The 21,826-nt window shown below is 31.0% G+C and carries 24 protein-coding genes and 1 tRNA gene; 10 read left to right on the top strand and 15 right to left on the bottom strand.

Annotated elements, in window-relative coordinates:
- Nucleotides 1-1,061: site-2 protease family protein (locus tag ACKI5C_RS05090; RefSeq protein WP_407432113.1), on the top strand; the 1,061-nt coding region annotated here is incomplete at its 5' end.
- 146 nt (nt 1,062-1,207) lie between these two features.
- On the opposite strand, the gene ACKI5C_RS05085 is transcribed toward ACKI5C_RS05090, so the two are convergent.
- From ACKI5C_RS05085 to ACKI5C_RS05075, 3 genes are all read right to left on the bottom strand, one after another.
- A complete protein-coding gene (locus ACKI5C_RS05085) occupies nt 1,208-2,239 on the bottom strand; it encodes a LytS/YhcK type 5TM receptor domain-containing protein (protein ID WP_407432112.1) in 1,032 nt (343 codons plus the stop codon).
- Between the two features lie 221 nt (nt 2,240-2,460).
- Nucleotides 2,461-2,874, bottom strand: coding sequence for a ferritin family protein (locus tag ACKI5C_RS05080; RefSeq protein WP_296806570.1), 414 nt, complete (start codon nt 2,872-2,874; stop codon nt 2,461-2,463).
- A 54-nt stretch (nt 2,875-2,928) separates the two neighbouring features.
- Nucleotides 2,929-4,155, bottom strand: coding sequence for an FprA family A-type flavoprotein (locus ACKI5C_RS05075; protein ID WP_407432111.1), 1,227 nt, complete (start codon nt 4,153-4,155; stop codon nt 2,929-2,931).
- Between the two features lie 233 nt (nt 4,156-4,388).
- Between ACKI5C_RS05075 and ACKI5C_RS05070 the strand changes: the two genes are divergently transcribed.
- Nucleotides 4,389-5,147: a V4R domain-containing protein gene (locus ACKI5C_RS05070; RefSeq protein ID WP_407432110.1), complete on the top strand. Its 759-nt coding sequence runs from the start codon at nt 4,389-4,391 to the stop codon at nt 5,145-5,147.
- On the opposite strand, the gene cobI is transcribed toward ACKI5C_RS05070, so the two are convergent.
- Nucleotides 5,144-5,845, bottom strand: coding sequence for a precorrin-2 C(20)-methyltransferase (cobI, locus tag ACKI5C_RS05065; RefSeq protein WP_407432109.1), 702 nt, complete (start codon nt 5,843-5,845; stop codon nt 5,144-5,146). The genes ACKI5C_RS05070 and cobI overlap by 4 nt on opposite strands.
- A gap of 76 nt (nt 5,846-5,921) precedes the next feature.
- Here cobI and ACKI5C_RS05060 point away from each other — a divergent pair, with 76 nt between their 5' ends.
- Nucleotides 5,922-7,751, top strand: coding sequence for a helicase C-terminal domain-containing protein (locus ACKI5C_RS05060; protein ID WP_407432108.1), 1,830 nt, complete (start codon nt 5,922-5,924; stop codon nt 7,749-7,751).
- A 244-nt stretch (nt 7,752-7,995) separates the two neighbouring features.
- On the opposite strand, the gene ACKI5C_RS05055 is transcribed toward ACKI5C_RS05060, so the two are convergent.
- The 8 genes from ACKI5C_RS05055 to hpt form a co-directional block, all read right to left on the bottom strand.
- Nucleotides 7,996-8,069 (bottom strand) — tRNA-Arg (locus tag ACKI5C_RS05055).
- Between the two features lie 11 nt (nt 8,070-8,080).
- Nucleotides 8,081-9,049: a topoisomerase IV gene (locus ACKI5C_RS05050; protein ID WP_407432107.1), complete on the bottom strand. Its 969-nt coding sequence runs from the start codon at nt 9,047-9,049 to the stop codon at nt 8,081-8,083.
- A 12-nt stretch (nt 9,050-9,061) separates the two neighbouring features.
- Entirely contained in the window at nt 9,062-9,373 is a 312-nt protein-coding gene (locus ACKI5C_RS05045; RefSeq protein ID WP_407432106.1) for a transcription factor S, read from the bottom strand.
- 81 nt (nt 9,374-9,454) lie between these two features.
- A complete protein-coding gene (locus tag ACKI5C_RS05040; protein WP_407432105.1) occupies nt 9,455-9,874 on the bottom strand; it encodes an NUDIX domain-containing protein in 420 nt (139 codons plus the stop codon).
- Between the two features lie 31 nt (nt 9,875-9,905).
- Nucleotides 9,906-10,181, bottom strand: coding sequence for a DNA-directed RNA polymerase subunit L (locus ACKI5C_RS05035; protein WP_407432104.1), 276 nt, complete (start codon nt 10,179-10,181; stop codon nt 9,906-9,908).
- 10 nt (nt 10,182-10,191) lie between these two features.
- A complete protein-coding gene (locus tag ACKI5C_RS05030; RefSeq protein WP_296798404.1) occupies nt 10,192-10,767 on the bottom strand; it encodes an exosome complex RNA-binding protein Csl4 in 576 nt (191 codons plus the stop codon).
- Nucleotides 10,768-10,842: 75 nt separating this feature from the next.
- Nucleotides 10,843-11,841 carry a diphthamide biosynthesis enzyme Dph2 gene (gene dph2 / locus ACKI5C_RS05025; protein WP_407432103.1) on the bottom strand — a complete coding sequence of 333 codons (999 nt, stop codon included), beginning with the start codon at nt 11,839-11,841 and terminating at the stop codon, nt 10,843-10,845.
- 1 nt (nt 11,842) lies between these two features.
- Nucleotides 11,843-12,412, bottom strand: coding sequence for a hypoxanthine/guanine phosphoribosyltransferase (gene hpt, locus ACKI5C_RS05020; protein ID WP_407432102.1), 570 nt, complete (start codon nt 12,410-12,412; stop codon nt 11,843-11,845).
- 83 nt (nt 12,413-12,495) lie between these two features.
- Here hpt and ACKI5C_RS05015 point away from each other — a divergent pair, with 83 nt between their 5' ends.
- Genes ACKI5C_RS05015 through moaC form a run of 3 tightly spaced genes read left to right on the top strand, consistent with a single transcriptional unit; the run spans nt 12,496 to nt 15,512 of the window.
- The gene (locus ACKI5C_RS05015; protein WP_296806560.1) at nt 12,496-13,836 is read left to right on the top strand and encodes a signal recognition particle protein Srp54; all 1,341 of its coding nucleotides are present in this window, start codon (nt 12,496-12,498) and stop codon (nt 13,834-13,836) included.
- A gap of 7 nt (nt 13,837-13,843) precedes the next feature.
- A complete protein-coding gene (locus tag ACKI5C_RS05010; RefSeq protein WP_407432101.1) occupies nt 13,844-15,034 on the top strand; it encodes a tRNA pseudouridine(54/55) synthase Pus10 in 1,191 nt (396 codons plus the stop codon).
- A gap of 10 nt (nt 15,035-15,044) precedes the next feature.
- Entirely contained in the window at nt 15,045-15,512 is a 468-nt protein-coding gene (gene moaC, locus ACKI5C_RS05005; RefSeq protein WP_407432100.1) for a cyclic pyranopterin monophosphate synthase MoaC, read from the top strand.
- A gap of 74 nt (nt 15,513-15,586) precedes the next feature.
- On the opposite strand, the gene ACKI5C_RS05000 is transcribed toward moaC, so the two are convergent.
- From ACKI5C_RS05000 to ACKI5C_RS04990, 3 genes are read right to left on the bottom strand one after another with little or no spacing between them, the layout of a single operon-like run.
- A complete protein-coding gene (locus ACKI5C_RS05000) occupies nt 15,587-16,345 on the bottom strand; it encodes an ABC transporter ATP-binding protein (RefSeq protein WP_407432099.1) in 759 nt (252 codons plus the stop codon).
- A 9-nt stretch (nt 16,346-16,354) separates the two neighbouring features.
- Entirely contained in the window at nt 16,355-17,107 is a 753-nt protein-coding gene (locus tag ACKI5C_RS04995) for an ABC transporter permease (protein ID WP_407432098.1), read from the bottom strand.
- 32 nt (nt 17,108-17,139) lie between these two features.
- Nucleotides 17,140-18,087, bottom strand: a complete 948-nt coding sequence (locus ACKI5C_RS04990; RefSeq protein ID WP_407432097.1) for an ABC transporter substrate-binding protein — start codon at nt 18,085-18,087, stop codon at nt 17,140-17,142.
- Between the two features lie 241 nt (nt 18,088-18,328).
- Between ACKI5C_RS04990 and ACKI5C_RS04985 the strand changes: the two genes are divergently transcribed.
- From ACKI5C_RS04985 to ACKI5C_RS04970, 4 genes are read left to right on the top strand one after another with little or no spacing between them, the layout of a single operon-like run.
- Entirely contained in the window at nt 18,329-18,490 is a 162-nt protein-coding gene (locus ACKI5C_RS04985; RefSeq protein WP_296798316.1) for a preprotein translocase subunit Sec61beta, read from the top strand.
- A 48-nt stretch (nt 18,491-18,538) separates the two neighbouring features.
- Nucleotides 18,539-19,363: an imidazole glycerol phosphate synthase subunit HisF gene (hisF, locus tag ACKI5C_RS04980; RefSeq protein WP_407432096.1), complete on the top strand. Its 825-nt coding sequence runs from the start codon at nt 18,539-18,541 to the stop codon at nt 19,361-19,363.
- Complete coding sequence (locus ACKI5C_RS04975) at nt 19,360-20,262, top strand: DNA glycosylase (protein WP_407432095.1); 903 nt, start codon at nt 19,360-19,362, stop codon at nt 20,260-20,262. Before hisF ends, ACKI5C_RS04975 begins: the two co-directional genes overlap by 4 nt.
- A 23-nt stretch (nt 20,263-20,285) precedes the next feature.
- The gene (locus ACKI5C_RS04970) at nt 20,286-21,653 is read left to right on the top strand and encodes an MFS transporter (RefSeq protein ID WP_407432094.1); all 1,368 of its coding nucleotides are present in this window, start codon (nt 20,286-20,288) and stop codon (nt 21,651-21,653) included.
- Nucleotides 21,654-21,826 lie beyond the last annotated feature (173 nt).

Raw genomic sequence — 21,826 nt, 5'->3', positions numbered from 1 at the left:
TATCTAAGTATGGTTTTGAAATTGATTTTCCTATTATAATGTGGAGAACAGAAAGACTTAGGGGATTTATTAAACGTATTTCTGACAAATCCCCTCGTTTTTGGAAATATTTTATGAATTTTGGTATTGTGGTGTCATTTGTTGCAATGATTGGTATGACATGGCTTTTAGTGTCATCACTTGAGACTATAACCACTACTCCATCTGTTTCACTGGTAATACCTGGTGTTGAAATGCCTGGATCATCTATTTATGTTCCATTGGGTTATGGATTGATAGGTTTAGCTACTGTATTGGTAGTTCATGAATTTTCACATGGTATATTGGCAGTTACTGAAAAAATAAGCATCAAATCCATTGGTTTATTGTTATTTGCAATAATTCCTGGTGCTTTTGTCGAACCTGATGAGGATGAACTTAAGGCATCTTCAAGATTATCACAGCTTAGAGTTTATGCGGCAGGTTCCGTTGCCAACATGTCACTTGCAGCTATTTCTTTTGTTATTTTTCTAGTAATTTCATCTTATGCCATTCCGGGCAATTTTTCTGAAAATGGAATTGAAATTAATCGTGTAGTTGGTGATTCACCGGCTAGTGAACATTTAAAAGAGGGAATGATTATAGAGTCTATTGATAATCATGTAATTAATGATTCGAGCAGCTATATGAATATTGTTGGAAATTTCAAGCCTGGTGATAATGTAACTGTTGGTACGAATCAGGGTTCGTATACGCTGACGCTGGATAAAAATCCGAATAATGAATCTGTAGGTTACTTTGGAATTCAGGCAGCCAAACATTATGAATTGAAAAATAATGCTTTCGGTCCTTTACCTTGGGTTTTATTTAATTTAGCTGATTTATTCCAATGGATGTTTATTTTAAATTTAGGAATCGGTACATTCAATTTACTTCCAATGAAACCTTTGGATGGAGGTAAAATGCTTGAAATATTGCTTAGCTATAAACTTCCGGAAAATATGTACAAGCCACTTGTTAATTCAATATCTGTAATCATGGCAATGATTATTATTGTAAGCATTATAGCCAGTTTCATGTAGATTAAGTAGTTTTAAAACTATTTTTTTATATTCTATTTTTATTATTTTAATTTTATAATTAATTATTCTAGCAATTTTCATAATAAGATATTAAAATATTTATCATTATTTTAAGGAAATGGTGGTTTGGAATGTATGGAAATATTTTATTTTTTTTCTTTATCTTTTTTCAATTTTTCAATTTCATTTTCCAGCAGTTCAATTCTTTCACTGTATTCTTCCAAATCATTTTTTAAGTGTTTAATTTTATCTTCTTCGTCTCTGATTGTTGGGTTCATTTTTTCTTTTCTGTCTTTAAGAACTATTGAGAATAATAACATTCCTGAAACAGATGCAAATATCATTATCGGGTAAATATTTTGAATAAAAGGGAATGAAATGTCTGGCGGAGTTAGTATGACGACCATTAACATCTCAAATCCTGTAAATAAAAACATTAATATGATTGCAGGAACAGCTTTTGGAAATTTTTTATCATTCCAAATAAAGATTAAACTTCCAACAACTCCACTTATTACTGTTGAAATGGCAGAGGCCAGGGCGGTGGTTCCTCCTAAACTTAATCTATATGCTCCAGATATTATTCCTACAGGTATTCCAACGAAAGGACCTCCAAACAAACCACTAATCATAACTATCAATGATCTGATGTTTGCAGGTGTACCATTAATCATTACACAGGCATATGAAGCAAAAAGTCCAACCATTGTGAATATTATTAAACATATCAATTGATTTTTTTTAGTAAATTTTCCATCTAAAACCTCTTTAAATGACTTTAAATTAGTTGCAAGAATAACAAAGATTAAAACTCCACATAAAATTCCAAACATATCTAAATATGGTCCAAAATGCATTGCAACATCAACTTTAGTATCAAAATAAGTACTCATTAGACCTATTACACAAATTATGAGAGAATACATAATTCCAAATATTGCACTTTCTCCTAAGCCCTTTATTTTACTCAATCTTCCAGAAACATATCCTAAAATACAAATTGTAGCAATGGCAGATGCAATATCCTGAATAGTTTCTAAATCAATATTTATACCAATTTTTGCATGATATTCAATTAATCCTATAAAAAATACAATATTTGAAATTATTAATGCTAGATATAACAAATTAATTTTCAAGTAATTTTTATTGGATGTTTTAAGTTTATTTTTTTTCATTGAAATCATGTTATGGTCATAATTTAAAAAATCTTTTCGTTTTTTATTTATATTGGTAATTATATTAATATTTTTTTAAATATTTTTAAATGGTAGGCTATTTTGTTTATAATATTTTTATTTATGATAATTAGGTGGATTATTATAATTTTAAAAAATTTTGTTTTTTGATGGTTATGGTGAAAAAATAAAAGAAATTGAAAGAAAATTAATTCTTTCAACTAGAAGTATCTTTCTAAAATACCTTCTAAGATTTTGTAGTGACGACCTTCGTCTTTGGAACTTTCTCTGAAGAAATCAGCAGCGGTTTCAATTCCAGCTTCTTGAGCTTTTTCAGAAGCTTCTCTTTTTTCAGCGTTAGCCATTTTTTCTCCACCCATCATCCATTCAATGTTTTCTTTGAGGGTGTCTTTGATGATTCCGTTCATTTCACAGAATCTTGCTGCATGTTCAGCTTCTTCCCATGCTAATCTTTTGAATACTTCAGCTAATTCCCCATAACCTTCTCTGGAAGCTTGTCTGGACATAGCTAAATAAATACCTACTTCGTTAGTTTCTCCTTCAAAGTTTCCTGCAACAAATTTTTCTACAGGAGTTCCTTTTGTAATACCAATTTCATGTTCGTATTTTACCATATTAATACATCTCCATTTGGATATACATAATTTTAATTTTTAAAATATTTAAAATTATAATTCCTTACAAGCTTGTGCCAATTTTTTACCTAATTCGTAACTTGCTTCGTTTTCATCAGCATCAGGTACAAAGTAGATTTCTTGAGTGTCTACAATATCAAATCCACAGTTACCTAATTCTTCAGCGAGTTTTGCAGGAGATCCTCCTCTTCCACCCATTGAACCAAAGGTAACAGCTTTTCTTTCAATACCAGTTCTGTTGAATAAAAGTCCTTTCAAGTAGTACATGATGTCTCCAATACTTGGGTATGGTACATCGTTAATGGTAGGATCACCAATAGCTATTCCTTTACTAGTTAAGATACTTTTAACAATTTCTGATCTTTCATCTTCGTGCAAGAAGAAGATTTCAACATCATATCCTTCAGACATTGCACCTTCAGCAATTTCGTGAGCCATAGTTTGGGTTGAGTAGTGCATTGTGTCGTAGACAATAGTGATTTTGTCTTCACATACACCAGTTGCCCAGTTTTGGTATGCTCCAATAATTTGCATTGGGTCAGTCCAGATTTGACCGTGAGATGGTGCAATTACTTTAATTTGTTCAAGTAATCCTAATTCTACTACTTCATTTAATTTTTTAAGTACTAATTTTGAAAGTGGGGTAATTAAGTTTGCATAGAATTTTTGTGCTGCATCCATTAATACATATTCAGGGATTTCATCACTGAATCTTTGGGTGAAACATAAGTGTTGACCGAATGCATCGTTAGGGAATAAAATTCCAGTATCATCAGCAAGTAATGTAAACATACTGTCTGGCCAGTGGAGTAAGAATGCATCTAAAAAAGCTAAGGTTCTTCCACCAACATCTAAGGTGTCTCCAGTTCCAACAGTTATAAATTCAGCACCTTCTAAGTTAGGGTAGTGTTTTAAAAGACCTTTTACAGCAATTTCAGTACAGTAAATTGGTGCTTCAGGGAATCTTTTGTGTAAATCATATAAAACACCAGAATGATCTTTTTCTACGTGATTTTGAATAATGTAATCAACATTTACATCTCTTCCTTCTTGAGCAAATGCATCATCAATACGTGCCATCATTTCAGCAGTTTTTCCAGGGTATGCATTATCAATAATTGCTACTTTGTCTTCTCCAAATACAATGTAAGCATTGTAAGTGGTACCATCTAAGGTGTATCCGTGGTAGCTTCTTAAATCCCAGTCAAGAACACCAATCCAGTATACTCCTTCAGCTATTTTTTGAGCATTAGCCTTCATAATATCATCTCAAAATTTGTTTTAATCTATACGAATGACATATAGATTGAATATATGATATGTAAAAGTTTATATATATAGATTATGTTTGATTAAACTGTTCGTTTTTAAAATTGAACATTTAAAAAAATCACAATTAATTTTATTCGTTTTTTATTCATTTTTTTTAAATATTTTTGTTAGTTAATTATATTAACCTAAAAGATAAAAAAAATAATTAGAGGTGTAAATTAATGGGCGATGAAAAACCAATCCAAATATTCTCGAACCCTGAAAAAAATATTGGTGTTAATGTAGTTAAAAGTCCAGTAAAGCTTACTATTCTTGAAATGTTAAGAAATAGTGAAATGGAATTTGATGAAATCGTGTCAAATACTGGTAAATCAAAATCTACAGTTTCTGTCCATTTAAAAAGTTTGAGAGAAATGGGGATTGTGTCCTTTAAAATTCATCCGGAAGACAACAGGAAAAAAATTTTTTATATCAATTCTAAATATTTGGGCTCCGTTAATCTTGCGGAACAAAAAGAACTTGAAGAAACACAAAAAGATTATTTGGTTAATAATATTATTAATGATGATGGTGATTTTACAGTTTTATTATTCCATACTTTAAGATCAATGCTTATTCAAGAAGGAATTAATATAGATCCGGTTTTACAGGCTACAGGTAATAGAATAGGCAGGTCTTTATTTGATTTATTATATGATGATGATTTAGATACTTTTTTAGCTAATATTTCTCAATTCTGGGAAGATAAGGGTTTAGGTAGGATATCATTTGAAGTAGGGGATATTATAAAGGTAACTTCTTTTGATTGTTTTGAATGTGCATTATTGCCCAAAACAGGAAAACCGGCATGTTTTTTAGATACTGGTATTATCGAAGCTTTATTTTCAGAATACTTTAACTCACCTGTTAGTGTAATTGAAATTCAATGTTATACTATGGGTGATGGTAAATGTGTGTTTGAGGTTGAACCATTGAATTAGTCGTCTAATTTGATAATGGTTGTAGTTAAATATGGTTTGTCTTTTGAAAAACCATCCACAATTTCCTCATTTTCACGGGTACAGTTTTGAACTGAATAAATGTCTGTAGTACGCTTGTTGTTTTCAATTTTTAATTCTAATTTACGCATATTTCTTGATGCTTTCATTAAAGCTATTGCATTACTGTATTCGATAACATCATCTAGTCTATCATCTATTTTTGGAACAACTGATAAAATATCATTTTGTTCAACCAATGCTTCATTACGAGCAGCTGCACATGCAGTAAATGATGTAATTCCAGGAACGGTTTCAATTTCATATGCTCCGATTAATTTCTTTTGAACATAAGAATAGGTACTGAAAATGGATGGGTCTCCAAGAGTAATAAATGCAACGTCACGTCCACTATCAAGATATTGTGCAAGTAACTCAGAAGCTGATGTCCAAACTTTTTCAAGTTCGTTTTTATCTTCAATCATTGGAAATATAGGTTCTACTAGCATTAATTTTTTGTAGTCTTTTCTTTTTTCAATTATTGGTTTTACTATTGAAAGTGCAATACTTTCTTTTTCTTTGGAGGATTTTGGTGAAAAAATAACGGGGACGGTTTCTAAAATCCTAGCTGCTTTTAAAGTTAATAATTCAGTATCTCCCGGTCCAACACCAATTCCATATAATTTTCCTCTTTCAGTCATGTTATCACTTATAAATATTTCTCGTCAAATGCTCTATATTAATTTATTTATAGGATACAATACTAATATATTTTTAATGTCAAATTCTATGTTTTGTCCAAATTGTGGTATGTTAAAAAGTAATTGTATTTGTAATCCAAAGAAAACAGCTGAAGAAAAAAGTTCTACTAGTTTATTTAGTTTTACCAAGCCTAGAACATCTTCAATTTTAGATGATGAGATTCCAGAAGTCTATTCTATTGAAGACCATAAGATGCAGGTAAATAGATTTTTAGAACTCAAAGAGTTATATCCCAATGTGGATGAGGATATAATAGAAAATTTCCCATTTTATGAACCAAGAATGGGTCAATTTGAGATTATTCAAAATATTGATGATGCAATTAAGCAAGGATATAAATATATTATTTTAGAAGCTGGAACAGGAACAGGTAAATCTGCAATTGCTACTACACTGGCTAAAATGTATGGTTCAGCATATATCTTAACAATGACAAAACAGTTACAATCACAGTATAATAATGAATTTGAGTTTCCATTAGTAAAAGGAAGGTCTAATTTTTCATGTTTGCATGACGGGCTTGATGTTACATGTGATATGGGTGCCTGTAAGACATCTCCTACATCAAGTAATTTTTTCTGTCCAAATGGTGTTGCTAAAAATCCGACTTTGGATGCAGAACTTGCTTTTGAAGATTCATTTGGCGGTGCTGTATTTTATCAATCAGAATCTCATTGTCATTATTGGGAACAAAAGGCTAATGCAATCAACTCACCAATAACTTTGATGAATTATGATTATGCTATTGCGGAGTTGAATTATGTTAAACATTTTGGAACTCGCTCACTTCTTATTTTAGACGAAGCTCATAACATTGAATCTAAATTAATGAGTACAATGGAAGTTAACTTATATAATAATCGTTTGGAAAAAGATATCAGTAAAGTTATTTCAAAAGAAACTCTTAAAGATGGTGAACTTGAAGATTGGATTATGGAAATTGGAGCTATTGGCGAATCATATGAGGATATAGATATTAAAGATTTATCTAAAAATAAGGCAGATAGAATCCGGTCTACAATATCCAGACTCAAAACTCTTAAAAAGAATCTTGAAACCGAACCTAAAAATTGGGTCATTGATAGTGATGAAAACGGTGTTTCATTTAAGCCGTTAAGGGTACACCATTATGCTAAAGATACCTTGCTTAAATATGGGGATGTTGTTATTTTCATGAGTGCTACAATTCTGTCCAGCTCTCTATTTTCAAAATGGTTGGGCTTATCTCCAGATGAAGTATATCATATTAAAGTAGATAGTCCTTTTACAAAAGAAAAAAGACCTATTATTTTAAATTTGGCAGGTAAAATGTCTAAAAATAGAATAGGCAAAACTGCTCCTAAAACAATCCCAATATTAAAAGAAATTCTTGAAAAGCATAAAGATGAAAAAGGATTAATCCATACTAATAGTTACAAATGTCAGCATTATATTAATAATAATTTAATTAACTCTAGATTAATTTCACATAATTCTGACAATCGTGAAAGGATATTATCTTATTTCGAGAAAGATGAAAATCCGTTAGTTTTGGTTTCTCCATCAATGAGTGAAGGTGTGGATTTACCTTATGATAAGTGTAGATTCCAGGTTATTTATAAAATTCCTTTCCCATATCTTGGAGATAAACAAATTAATATGAGAAGAAAAAATGATCCGAAATGGTATGCATATAAGACCGTCATGACATTAATGCAAGCCTACGGTCGTGGTATGCGTGCTGAAGATGATTATTGTTACACTTATATTTTAGATTCTGATATTAACATGGTTTTAAAAAGTCCACTTTACAGGTCTTTAGTTCCTGACTTTTTTAAAGAGGCTTTAGTTAGGGTAAAAAAGTAGGAAATTTTAGATAACTACTTTTTTTATGCAATTACCATTCTTGGAAAGTTATGCATTGGTATTTCTAATTCTAAATCTAAAACTTTAATTAGTGCTTCGGTTCCTATTCTTCCATGAGGCATATACTGATATGTGGATTTAAGAATAAAAATTAATCCGCCAAGTTTAACCTTACTGATTATCTTTAAAAATAAATAAGCGGTTTCATCATCATGCCTGCCGATAATGCTTTTATTAAAAAAAGCGGACCTGGAGGGATTTGAACCCCCGATTTCAGGATCCGAAGTCCTGTGTCATTCCAGACTAGACCACAGGCCCATAAAAATTAATCATTTATTCTCTTTTTCGATGTCTTCAACATCTGCAAAAATATCATCAATAGATTCTCCATCAAGTTGAGCTTGTTCGTAATCTTTTTCTTCAATCTCTTCTTTAATGAGGCCTTTTTTATCAGGAGCCTTTTCACGTGCAGGGGGTAAATCTTCTACATCAATTTCCTCTTCTGCTTCTGGGGATGGTTCTTCTGGGGTATTAATAGTTTTAGAAAAAGAACTTTTTAGAGAGCTTTTAAGTTCATCCATATTAAATTCCCCTATTTTATAAGATTCTTTATCTAGAGGAATATTGCTTTTTGGAAGAACAGGCTCTTCTATTTTTTGCTCAACATCATTTAATTCATCATCTTCTTCTTTTTCATCCTCCAATGAATTAAACATGGAATCAAATGGATTTTTAAAATTGAATATTTTAAATACTCCATATATTATTAATAATACTCCAATAATTATCAGAATAACTACTAAAAAGTTGTTTTCACCTGAAACTACATTATCTATAAGTCTATCAGTCCCAGAATTTAAAACAAAGATTGAAGCTATTATAAAAATTATTCCAAGAATTAAGGTTATGAAGGCTAAAACAGGTTTTTCTCCTATTTTAATATTTACCATATTGTCGAAACTTTCATTAATTTCATCTTCGAAATCTGTTGGTTTGTTAACTACTTGAGTTTTTTTATCTAATTTTTCATTAATATCAGTTTCAATAATGAAGTTTTCATCGATTTCTGCATCATCTTCTTCTAGATTGATTGCATCTGGAGAATCTTGTCCAGGACGATAAATGTATTCATCGTCAATTTCATAATCTTGTGAATTTTCATTTAAGAAGTTGATTAATTCTTCATCTTCTTCAATGTCATCATATTCGTCTATTTCCTGAGGTTCTTCCTCATTCATAGTATCGAACATATTTTTAAGATTAGAAATTCTATTCTCCTTATCATCAGAATCCTTCATATTTTTTTCCTCTTAATCGTAATCTCTCCACTTGTGCCCACATTCAGCACATTCAAAGAATCTTGTAGGTGCTTCATCTGCACTACGGGTTTGTTTAAGTTCATAATAAGCTTTATCATGACCACATTCTGGACATACTTCAGTTATTTGTGATCTCATATCTTCAACTTCTCCCATATTTACAACACCCTGTTTACCTTTAACTTTTTGTGAAACAGAGTATTCGCTGCTATCAGAAGATAAATCTTTTGTATATCCACAACTACATTTAAGTTTATTGTCATTTGGAAGTAACATTGCTCCACAATCTGGGCAAAATTCCATTATATCAACCTCTTATTTTTTCTTTGTACTATGTTAAATATTTCATTTTAAATTATTTAAATTTATACTTTTTTAATATGATTATTTCTTAAAAACAGAATCAAAACAATCATTAATAATTTTTTCATGGTCAAAAGCAAGATTTATTTTTTCTAAATCTTTTTTGGTAAAAATGTTAATGTCGCATGCATCATCATCAGCTTTCATTTCATGCATGTTTCCCCTAGCACTATATGTTACACTTACTGTATGGCCTCTAGGGTCTCTTGAAGGGTCGGAATATACTCCAATGAGTTTATCCAATTTAACATTAATGCTAGTTTCTTCTAAAGCTTCTCTTATGGCCGCATCTTCTACACTTTCACCATAATCTACAAATCCTCCGGGCAATGCCCAGAAATTTTTATATGGATCATTCTTACGTTTTATTAAAATAAAGTTTTTATTTTCATCAAAAATAAAAATATCTGTTGTTAAACTGGGATTTTTATGCTTTCCCATGTTATCACATAAAAAAAATAAGTTATTGAAGTTATAAATTTTCTTCAATAAGTTGTTTGAAAGATTCGCTATCTTCTTTAAGTTGTTCAGCAGCTTTTTTTAATGCATCTTTTGGATCTGCACCAGTAGTTTTAATGGTCATTATTGGTTTTCCGGTAAGCGGGTGGTCAATGTTGTAAACTGCATATTCAACATCTTCATTTTGCATTAAAATGTGTCTAAGAGCATTACAAACACCATGACTTTCATCTTCAATTTCGAATTCTATTTCTGTTGGAGTTTGATTAAGAATTTTGATATTATTCATATTATCTACCTTAATTTTCATTTACATAGTTTATTGAAACTTTACGTTTTTCTTTCCTATTGCATGTATTACATTGAACTTCATTATTCTTATTGGTGGTGTGCATATAATCTCTGCAACGAGTACACATTGCTTTTAAAACACCACAATCTTTATCTACAGTACTTAAATCAACATTATCTCCGGTTATCTTAACTACTTTAGCCTGTACAATATCTCCTATTCTAAAAGCATCGCCCAATTTTTCTAAATAATCTTTTTTAGCTTGGGATATGTGTATTGCACCCATGTAAGGTAAAGCTAAAGGTCTAGGATTATCTTTAATACACTCAATATTGATGTTTGCTCTTTGTGGTTTGATATCAGTTATTTGACCATATACAATATCTCCTTTTTTTAAAAGAGCAGGTTTACCAAATTTTGAGTCAACTGAGATAACTCTCTTTTTTTGATTTATTTTAACATTTCCTAGTACTGATGATTTAATTTCTCCATTGTCATCATAAGTACCTTCTCCAGGTACGTATTGTTCTATTATTCCTAATTTTTCGCCTGGCATCACAATTTGTTCTTTATCTTCGACCATATTAAATCACCAAATTAAGAAAAAAATTTCATTAATATAATAATTCTATAAATATTAATATTTAAAGTTAGTGTACTATCTTCGTCTAAAAAGTATTTCATCCAACTGATAGTCTTCCCATTGCCTCTTATTCAATACAATTTCTAGCTCTTGTGGGGTTATCAATGGTTTTTTATACATTTGGGAATCATCGATAGCTATTCTTGGGCATGCTGTAACTATAAATGCATCTAAATCAAAATATGGAAGTAAAACATCGGGATTTACATTATCCAACATTATTATGAATCCTTCCATTCCGTTATCTTTAAGTAGTTTTTTTATTTCTTTTGCCAGTTCAAGTCTGTATTGCCCCTCTTTTGATGATACAACAATTCCCCATTTTTTGGCTTCACGCGCTTTTGTTATCCTGGCAAATCGAATTCTTAAGATTCTATCCGCATAATCTGTCATTTCCCTTAGTTCATTATTATAGGGGTCAAGAGCATAAACTGGGGATTTAGTAAATAAATATATTCCTAATGGGTGGAAATTTCCACTTCCAATGAATAAAAAAACATCTGCATCTAAATTTTTGATTGAAGAAAAATTACATCCCAGAACCTGGCCTTTTCTTGTACTTTTGGATGAACCAAGAACAACTTCCTTGCCGTTATCTTCAAGAAAATCTTTCATTTCATTCAATAAATGTAAATGTTGTGTTGTGGTAACTAAAGCTATTTTTGAGTAATCTTTTAAACTTTCAAGACATTTTTTCAAATCTTTTTTCACATCAATATTGGCAAATGCCTCTATGAATAAGGTTGGAATTTCATATCTTATGGGAAGCGGGGTATGACCAAAATGAATAATTAAATCAACGGAATCTTTCATTTTATAATCGCTTACATCACATGCTCCAAAACAGGGATCGCCTGAAATAATAACATTAACATCGCACTCTTCTTCAATTGAACGTGCAATGTTTACCGCCTGCATTTTAAGACCTTCCGGAAATTGAAGGCCAACATTTTTCACGTTTTTGGAATTAATTTTACGGATTACTCTGTCTAAATCCATATTATATAATGACATTTTAATCTTCTATTGTTTTTTCAATTACAACTTTTCCGTCAATGACATCGAGTTTAATGATTGTCAGTATATCGATTCCGGTTTCTTTTTCAACAAGTTTTTTACCTTCACCTTTTTCAATTATGGCTACAGCGGATTTTATGTCTAATTCCATATCTTTTAATGTATTTAAAAGAGCGATTAATGTTCCTCCAGTACTTACAACATCATCAATAAGTAAAATTCTTTCACCAGCATGTAAATCATTGATAAAAAGATTTGAAGATCCGTATCCAGTTTTTTGATATACTTGTTTTTCACCTTCAAGTCCATATTCTCTTTTACGGATTACAACAAATGGTATGTCTGTTGCAAGAGATAATGCTGTTGCTAAATGAATCCCCATTGCTTCTACAGCTACAATTTTATCAATATCTAAATCTGCATGTTTATATACTATTCTTGATAATTCACGTAGAATTTTAGGGTCCATTGCTGGAACCCCATCACTTATAGGATTAACAAAATAATTGTATTCTCCTTTTTTTACAATAGGTGATTCTTTCAAAGATTTTTTTACTTCCTCTAACATAGTTATCACACAAAAATTTTAAAACATAATATAAATATAAATATATTCTAATAGATTAATAAATTTTATTTTAAAGTGATAATATGCTTGGAAATTTAGGTGAAAATCTCACTAATACGATGAAAAAGTTAGTGGGAATGTCAGTTATTGATAAAAAAACAATAAAAGAAGTTGTTAAAGATATTCAACGTGCATTAATTCAATCTGATGTTAATATCGCTTTAGTTTTAGATTTATCTAAAAAAATAGAAAATAGGGCTCTTGAAGAAGAACCTCCAAAAGGTATTACTCCAAGAGAACATGTAATAACAATTATTTATGAAGAAATGGTAAATCTTTTGGGTAGCGAAGCTGCAACCCTAGATATTAACGAAAGACCATATAAAATTTTATTCCTGGGTCTTCAGGGTAGTGGTAAAACAACTACCATCGGTAAATTATGTAGATATTTGCAGAAAAAAGGTTTCAATCCCGCAGTTGTCTGTACAGATACATGGAGACCTGCTGCTTATGAGCAATTAAAGCAATTAACTGAAGAAATGGATGTTCCTCTTTATGGTGATCCAAATAATAAAGATGCACTTGATTTAGCCGAAAAAGGGTTAAAAGAATTTAAAAATCGTAAAGTTATTATTTTCGATACAGCTGGTAGGCACAAGGAAGAAGCTGATTTGATTGCAGAAATGGATCAGTTAGATAATATTATTAATCCTAGTGAAGCTATTCTTGTTATTGATGGAACAATTGGTCAACAGGCTGGTGAACAGGCAAAAGCTTTCTCACAAGCAACAGACATCGGGTCAATTATTATTACAAAATTGGATGGTTCAGCAAAAGGTGGGGGTGCATTGTCTGCGGTAGCAGAAACTGGTGCTCCAATTAAATTCATAGGTACTGGTGAAAGAATCGATGACTTTGAATTATTCGATCCAGAAAGATTCATTTCAAGATTGCTTGGAATGGGTGATATTAAGAGTTTAATTGAAAAAGCTGAAGAAGAAATCGATGAGGATGTTGCTGAACAAACCATGAATAACATGCTTAAGGGTAAATTTACCCTTGTTGACATGAAAAATCAGTTCGATATGATGAATAAAATGGGTCCTATGCAGCAGGTACTGAATATGATTCCTGGGATGGGTAATAAAATCCCAAAAGAAGCTTCTAAAATGACTGAAGAAAAAATTGAATCATATAAAATCATGATGTCCTCAATGACTAGAGAAGAAATGGAAAACCCAAAAATCATCAAACATTCCAGAATTCAAAGAATTGCTCGTGGAGCAGGTGTTGATGAAGCTGAAGTAAAAGACCTGTTAAAATACTATAATAATACTAGAAAGACTATGAAAGGAATAGGAAAACGTGGTGGTCGTTTAGGTGGCGGTGCAATGAACCGTATGATGGGTCAATTCATGAAATAAGATTAATATGCAATTATTAGATGAAATCCTAGAAAAAACAGATGGCAAAATATGCAAGCATTGTCTTGGAAGAATGCTGTCAAAAACGATTGACGGTGAAGATAATGTTTCAAGAGCAGAATCTTTAAATTTGGATTTAAAAGATGAGTGTGTCATCTGTGGAAATATTTTTGATAAAATCGATGATGAGCTTTTCGATAAAATCCATAATAAATTAGATTTTCTTAAAGTAGAATTTGATTCATTTGTTGTAGGGTCTCGTATTGATAAGGAAATCAAACAAAGAGATGATGAATTTATAAAAGAATTAAATCTCGATGTTGAACCTATTAAAAAGGAAATTAATAGAATTATTGGAAAAAGATTGGAGAAAGAATTATCCAAAGAAGTTAATTTTGAAAAGCAGGATATCATTGTCAATGTTAATTTAATAAAAAATCCAAATGTTCGTGTTCAAATCAATCCAATTTTCATTGAAGGCAAATACAATAAGCTTATCCGTGGAATTCCTCAAACAAAATGGCCTTGCAGAAAATGTAAGGGTAGAGGATGTGAAGAATGTAATTTTACAGGAAAACAGTATCCATGTTCAGTAGAAGAGTTAATTTCCGAGCATATATTAAAGGCTACTAATGGATATGAAGCTAAATTCCACGGTGCGGGAAGAGAAGACATCGATGTATTGATGTTGGGTTCGGGCAGGCCATTTGTGCTTGAAATAAAAGAACCCAAAATCAGAAAAATCGATTTAAATAAATTGGAAAAAGAAATCAATGAAATCAATAAGGGAAAAACTCAATATCATGATTTAAAATTCACCTATAGAAATAGAAAAGCTGAAATAAAGGTATCGTCTCCTGATGCATATAAAGTTTATAAAGCATTGGTTGAGTGTGAAGAGCCTTATGATAAAGATAAATTAGTTATTTTGTCTGATTTAGGTGAAATTCATCAGCAAACTCCAATCAGAGTTTCCCACAGGCGTGCGGATAAAGTTCGTATAAAGCATGTTTTGGATTTGTCCTGCGAGGCAATAGATGATACTCATTTTGAAATGACTATAAAAACTGAAGGTGGATTGTATATTAAGGAATTAATTTCAGGTGATGAAGGAAGATCGCAGCCTAATGTAGCAGATAAATTAGGCGTTAAAGCATTTTGCAAGCAATTAGATGTTATTGAAGTTAGTGATAAATAAAGGCGATAATATGGGTGAAGAGTTTACACATTTAACAGACAGTGGAGTACATATGGTTGAGGTTGGTGCAAAACCGGATCAAAAAAGAAGAGCTGTTGCTTCAGGAAAAATATTTCTTGATGAAAATACAATAAAAATGATTCAGCATGAGGAAATAAAGAAGGGTAATGTTTTAACAACTGCTCAAATTGCAGGAATTCAGGCTGTTAAAAACACATCTTCAATTATTCCATTATGCCATCCATTAAGTTTAACGGGTATTGAAATAGATTTTGATGTTAATCCCACTTATATTACCTGTACCTGTGCCGTTAATACTCTAGGTAAAACTGGTGTTGAAATGGAAGCTATTACTGGTGTTAGTGTTGGTCTTTTAACAATATGGGATATGGTAAAGGCTGTTGAAAAGGACGAAGATGGTCAATATCCAGATACAAGAATAAGTGAAATTAAAGTTCTTAAAAAAGAAAAGATATAATTTTTTTAATGGTGTAAGAATACCACGGCCGCTGTTAGCCATGGTAGTTCAATGGACAGACGCTTAAAATGAAATCAATCCTCTTCCAATTCTCCAATTTCTTGAGTAACTTCAGATACCAGATCTTTAAATTCTTGGCCTTCCCTATTTCTTGGATGCTCTAGTTTAATTTCAAAAATTTTCTTGATTGTTCCGGGTCTTCTGGAAAGGACAACAATTTCATCTGATAGAAATACTGCTTCATCAATATCGTGTGTAACGAAAATGATTGTCTTATTTTGTTCTTTACAAATTTTATGAATTTGATTTTGGAGTTTGTGTTTTGTCTGTATATCTAATGCACTAAACGTTTCATCCATCAATATACTTTTAGAATCATTAATTAATGACCTAATTATTGCAACTCTTTGTTTCATACCTCCAGATAATTCATGAGGATATCTTTTTGCAAAATCTTCTAGTCCAACACTCTCAAGATATTTCATTGCACGTTTCCTACTTTCTTTTTCAGGTTTTCCATTGATATCTAATCCAAAAATTACATTATCAATGACATTTAACCAAGGATAAAGAGAATAGTTCTGGAATATAAAACCTCTTTCGTTAGAAGGTTCTATTACTATTTCTCCATCATCTTTAACAGTACCATCTGTAGGATTTTCAAACCCTTCTATTATACGTAACAAAGTTGTTTTTCCACAACCTGATGGACCTACAAGGGATACAAATTTTCCTGTTTCAATAGTAAGGTTAATATCCTTTAATGCAAGTACTTCTTCTCCATCATCGTTTGATACAAAAGTTTTTGATACATTTTCTATTTCAAATGTCATATTATCACCTTACCAGAATATTCTTTCCTGTATCTTTGTAAAAATATAATCAAAAATTATGCCGATTACACCAATTACTAACATTCCAACCACTGTTGAACCTGTATCAAATAGGCTCGTAGATGTTAAAATCATATATCCTATACCGGAACTGGATCCAATCATCTCACCGGAAATTGTACACATTAAAGCAATACCCATTGCCACTTTAAGTCCGGATACAATATATGGTAAACTTGATGGTACGATTACTTCAGTTAACATCTGTGAATTTGATGCTCCAAATGATTGTGCCGCTTCTATTAAAACAGGATCTGTTCTATGTACTCCATCAATTGTTGAAATTAGTATTGGAAAAACACATCCCATGAAGATTATGAATACTGCAGGTCCTATTCCAATACCAAACCACATTATTGAAAAAGGAATCCATGCAATTGGTGGAATAGGTCTTAAAATACTAATAACTAATTTACATAACATTTCTAATCGTTCAGACCAACCCAATATTATTCCAAATGTTATACCAACTACTGATGCTAGCAACATACCAAACAATACTTTATAAAGTGTTTCAAAGATATCTTTAAAAAGTTTTCCTGAAACAACTAACTTGATAAATGAATTAACGACGTCCGTTGGTCCGGGAAACATATAACTTGGAATTAGATTAAATACATCACAAATCAAATACCAAATTATTATTAAAATAATCGGCAATATTATTGTCTCTTTTTTATATTCGTTTCTGAAATTTTTCATATTAAAACCCTTTAGTAAACTTTAGATATTATTTAAATTTTTGCAAATAACTTGTCTGGGGATATTGTTTCATTAATTATTCCCAAATCTTGTTCAATTTTTAAGAAATTATTAACATTCTCCTTATAAGTGTCATTCAAATCACTTACCCATTTAATATGATTTAAACTTTCTTTTTCAATTTCATGATTGGGAACAATATGTGGTGGCAAATATTTTTCCATTTCTTCAGGATTTTCCTTTATTTTTTCCGTTGCTTTTTTATGAATATCTAAAATTTTATGCGCTTTGTCAGAATGTCCTGATAAAAATTTTTCATTCATAACTACAACACAGCATGGATGATCAGGTAAAATTTCTGAAGAGTTTTCCACCAAAGTTTGATTATTGATTTCTTTTGAAATTGTAACATAAGGTTCATATGTTAACATTGCATCGATACTTTTGGTTCTTAATGCATCATTCATTGAAGAAACCTTCATACTGGGACTTTCAATATCAGAAAAATTTAGTCCGTTTTTCTTTAAATCATATTTTAATAATACACTTTGTATTGAGGATTCACCGGGTGTAGCCACAATCTTACCTTTTAAATCAGAGGCTGACTTGACTGACGAACTATGGGAAAGTAAACCGCTTCCCTCATTTTGAGCTCCTGCAACAATTTTTACAGGCACTTCTTTAGATATGGAATATATTACTGGGGTTATTCCAACATATCCAACATCTAAATCACCGCTAGCCATTGCACTCATCATATCTCCACCATTGTTATACTCATATAATTCCACTTCAATTCCTGCATCTTTATACATTCCCGTAGCATTTGCGACAAATAATGCCGCATCATGATCTGTAGGCAAATACCCAATCTTAACAGTATCTGTATTTTCATTAGACATTCCATATAGTGTGAAAATAATTAGTAAAAAAACTACTATCACTATAGTCAGTCCAATAATTTTTCTATTTTTTGACATAATATTTAACTCCTAAAATAATCTATTTATCATTTATTTTAGAAATAATGATAATTAATTATATATTTAGAACTATGTCCAATAAATAATTTATTTTAATTTTTTTTATAGAATATAGAGGATTAAAATTATATTTAATTAACAAAATGTAAATATGAAATTCATTTTCAATAATGTTATATACTATGAAGAAAATAATTATTATCAGTTATTTTTATAATAAATTAAAAAGGAGATTATTATGTCAAAAAAAGATAATAAAATTAGTATGCCTCAAACCGGTGCAGGTTTGGTAAGGTACTTTGATGAAGAAAGTGTTGGACCAAAACTTTCTCCTGAACATGTAGTTGTTTTAACTATCATTTTAGCAATATTTTGTTTTGTTTTAAGATATTCAGCTTAATATTATTGTTTTTTAAAAACAATAACTACTTTTTTTCTATTTGATATCATGTTAACTAAAAGAATTATTCCTTGTCTAGATTGTGATTTACAGGTTCCTGAAGGACGTGTTGTTAAAGGTGTTGAATTTAAGGAAATTAAATATGCTGGTAATCCAGTAGAACTTGCAACTCGTTATTATGAAGAAGGGGCTGATGAAGTTGTTGTATTGGATATTACGGCTTCTCACGAAAGACGTGCTACAATGGCTGATGTAATCGATAGATTAACTGAAAATGTATTCATGCCGATTTGTGTAGGTGGAGGAATAAGAAAAGTTGATGATTATATTAAAATGTTAAAAGCGGGAGCAGATAAATGTTCAACCAACACTGCAGCTATTAAAAATCCTACTTTATTAACAGAAGCTTCTAAAGTAGTTGGTTCTCAGGCTGTTGTAATTGGAATTGATGCAAAAAGAAGATATGTTGACCATCCTGATGATGCAAAAGACAAAATTGTCATTGAAACTGACAAGGGATATTGCTGGTTTGATTGCAGTATTTACGGTGGCCGTGAATTTACTGGCATGGATGCGATAGCCTGGGCTTGTGAATGTCAGGATCGCGGTGCTGGTGAAATCCTTTTGACTAGTATGGATGGGGATGGAACACAGGCAGGTTATGACATTGAATTAAACAAGGCTATTAATGATGCTGTTGATATTCCGGTTATTGCCAGTGGTGGTGTTGGTGAACCAAAAGACATTTTGGATGTTTTTGAAAAGACAGACGTTTCAGCAGCTCTTGCAGCAAGTATTTTCCATTTTAATCAGTATTCTATTGGTGAAGTTAAAGAGTACTTAAAAGAAAATAATGTGGCTGTTAGATTATGATTATTAAAGCTCCAATTGATTTAGAACTAACTCAAGTATCTGGTCAAACTTCACAGCCTCCATGGAAAAAAATTGATGATTCTTATAGTGATTTGGTTTGTATTGACACTAATCCTTCTATTTTTAATGTCAAACAATGTGGTGAAAATATTGATTTTTCATACACTGGAAATATAAGTGAAAAGCAGGCCATTTCAAAAGTCAGTGAAATTTATGATTTGGGCTTTGATTTAAGTAAGTTTTATAGATATCTTGATGGTTATGATGAGCTTAAGGATATGTCTAAATTTTGCAATGGTTTAAGATTATTTCAGGCAAAAGATCCATTCGAATGTATAATATCATCAATCTGTTCTGCTAACAATTCAATTAAACGATGGACAAAGTCTATCGATGATGTGAAAATAAAGTGGGGATGTAATTTTAATAATTATTATTCCTTTCCAAATCCTAAAATCTTCAATGATATATATTTGGATGATGAAGAAGAACTTTTAAAAAATGGTTCTGTTAAAAATAATAATTTAAAGTCCTGTGGTGTAGGTTACAGGGCACCATACATGAGAAAGGCAAGTGAGATTTTTACACTTGAAATGGACCTTTCAGATATATCAAAAATGTCTTATGATGAAGCATTTGAAACAATTCTAAAAGTGCCTGGTGTGGGTCCAAAGGTTGCGGATTGTATTTTGCTTTATGGTTTTGGATTTAAAGAAGCTTTTCCAAGTGATGTATGGATTAAACGTATTGTGTCTTATTTATACTTTGATGGAAAAGATATTAAAGTAGAAAAAGTCCGTGAGTTTGGAATGGATGAGTTTGGGGACTATGCAGGATATGTCCAATTATATATGTTTCATTATGCCCGCAAATCTGGTCTGATGAAAAGATTAAAATAATTTCTTTTATATAATTTAATCCGATGGAAAAGAAAAATTTAATTCTTTTAATTTGTACAGTATTGTCATTTTTCACAGTTTTTGCAGTTAATGCAGTTACGGTTGTCATCCCAACAATAGCCAGTGAATTTCATATGAGCAATATTGTTCAAAATTGGGTTACAATTATCTTTTTATTAGTTGTAGCGGTGATGTCGGTTCCGGCAGGCCAGATTTCAGGTAAATACGGTCTTAAAAAAGTTACAATTTTAAGCATCATTCTTTTTATTATAATTTCTATTGTTAATGTTCTTGTCACTTCTCAAGAGCAATTTTTAGCATCTCGTTTTATATTGGGAATTTCATTATCTTTCATAAATGTTACTTCTATGTCCATGGTGGTATCTGCATTTAAACCGGAAGAGCGAGGAAAAGCATTAGGAATTAATATTACTGGAGTTTACATTGGTTTATCTTTATCTCCTGTTCTTGGCGGAATCCTTAATTACCATTTGGGTTGGAGATCAGTAGTTTTATTCGGTGTTCCTTTTTTATTTGTAATATTGGCATTGCTTTTAACTAAAATTGATGATGAATGGATTACCTTTGAAAATATTCCGCTTGATATTAAAGGGTCTATTTCCTATGGAATTGGAATGGTATTGTTCATGTATGGTTTTACTATACTAAATACCTCTTTAGGAATAATATTGACAATTTTGGGTATAATAATTTTAATTATATTTGCATTAATAGAGCTGAAACAAGACCATCCTGTATTTGATGTTAGATTTTTCAAAAATCGCAAATTTTCATCTTCTAATTTTGCTTCGTTATCTGCATATTTGGCTACTTTTGCCGTAACAACAATTCTGAATTATCATTTACAGTATATTAAAGGATTTGATTCTCAATCTGCAGGTATGATTCTTCTGGTTGCGCCATTATGCCAAGTTGTTCTCGCTCCAATTGCAGGAAGACTATCAGATAAATATGTTCCACAAATTTTAGCAGCTATTGGAATGGGATTAGGTACGATTTCTTTAATTTTATTCTCATTTTTAAACGGTCAAACGCCACTTGAATATTTGATTATATCCATGGTAATTTATGGTGTCGGATTTGGTTTATTCTCCCCACCAAATACAAATGTTATAATGAGTTCAGTTCCTCCAAAGGATACTTCAGTTGCATCAGCGGCCGTATCAACAATGCGTACTGTAGGTCAGGCAATGAGTATGGGAATATTGACACTGGTATTTGCTTTTGTAATGGGTAATGTTCCTATTGTCGAGCAATATTATCCTTTATTGATAAACAGTTGTCAAATAACATGTCTTATTTGTGTGGTGTTATGTATAGCATCTGTATTTGCTTCTTTTGTTGGCATCAAATCAAATATCTCCCAATGAAAATCTTTTAATCTTTAAATGATTATTAATCATTTTTATAAACAATATGTGCATTTAACAAAAGAATTTATTAATAATTGTAGATATAATTTTTAACGTAAAAACTTTTTAAATATGGGGGATGTTATTTGAAAATAAAAAATGTTTTTATTGTGTTATTAGCACTATCTTTA

Source organism: Methanobrevibacter sp., from assembly GCF_045646045.1.
GTDB lineage: Archaea > Methanobacteriota > Methanobacteria > Methanobacteriales > Methanobacteriaceae > Methanocatella.
The sequence above is the reverse complement of the archived record's forward strand: the minus strand, read 5'-3'. Positions and strand labels throughout refer to the sequence as shown.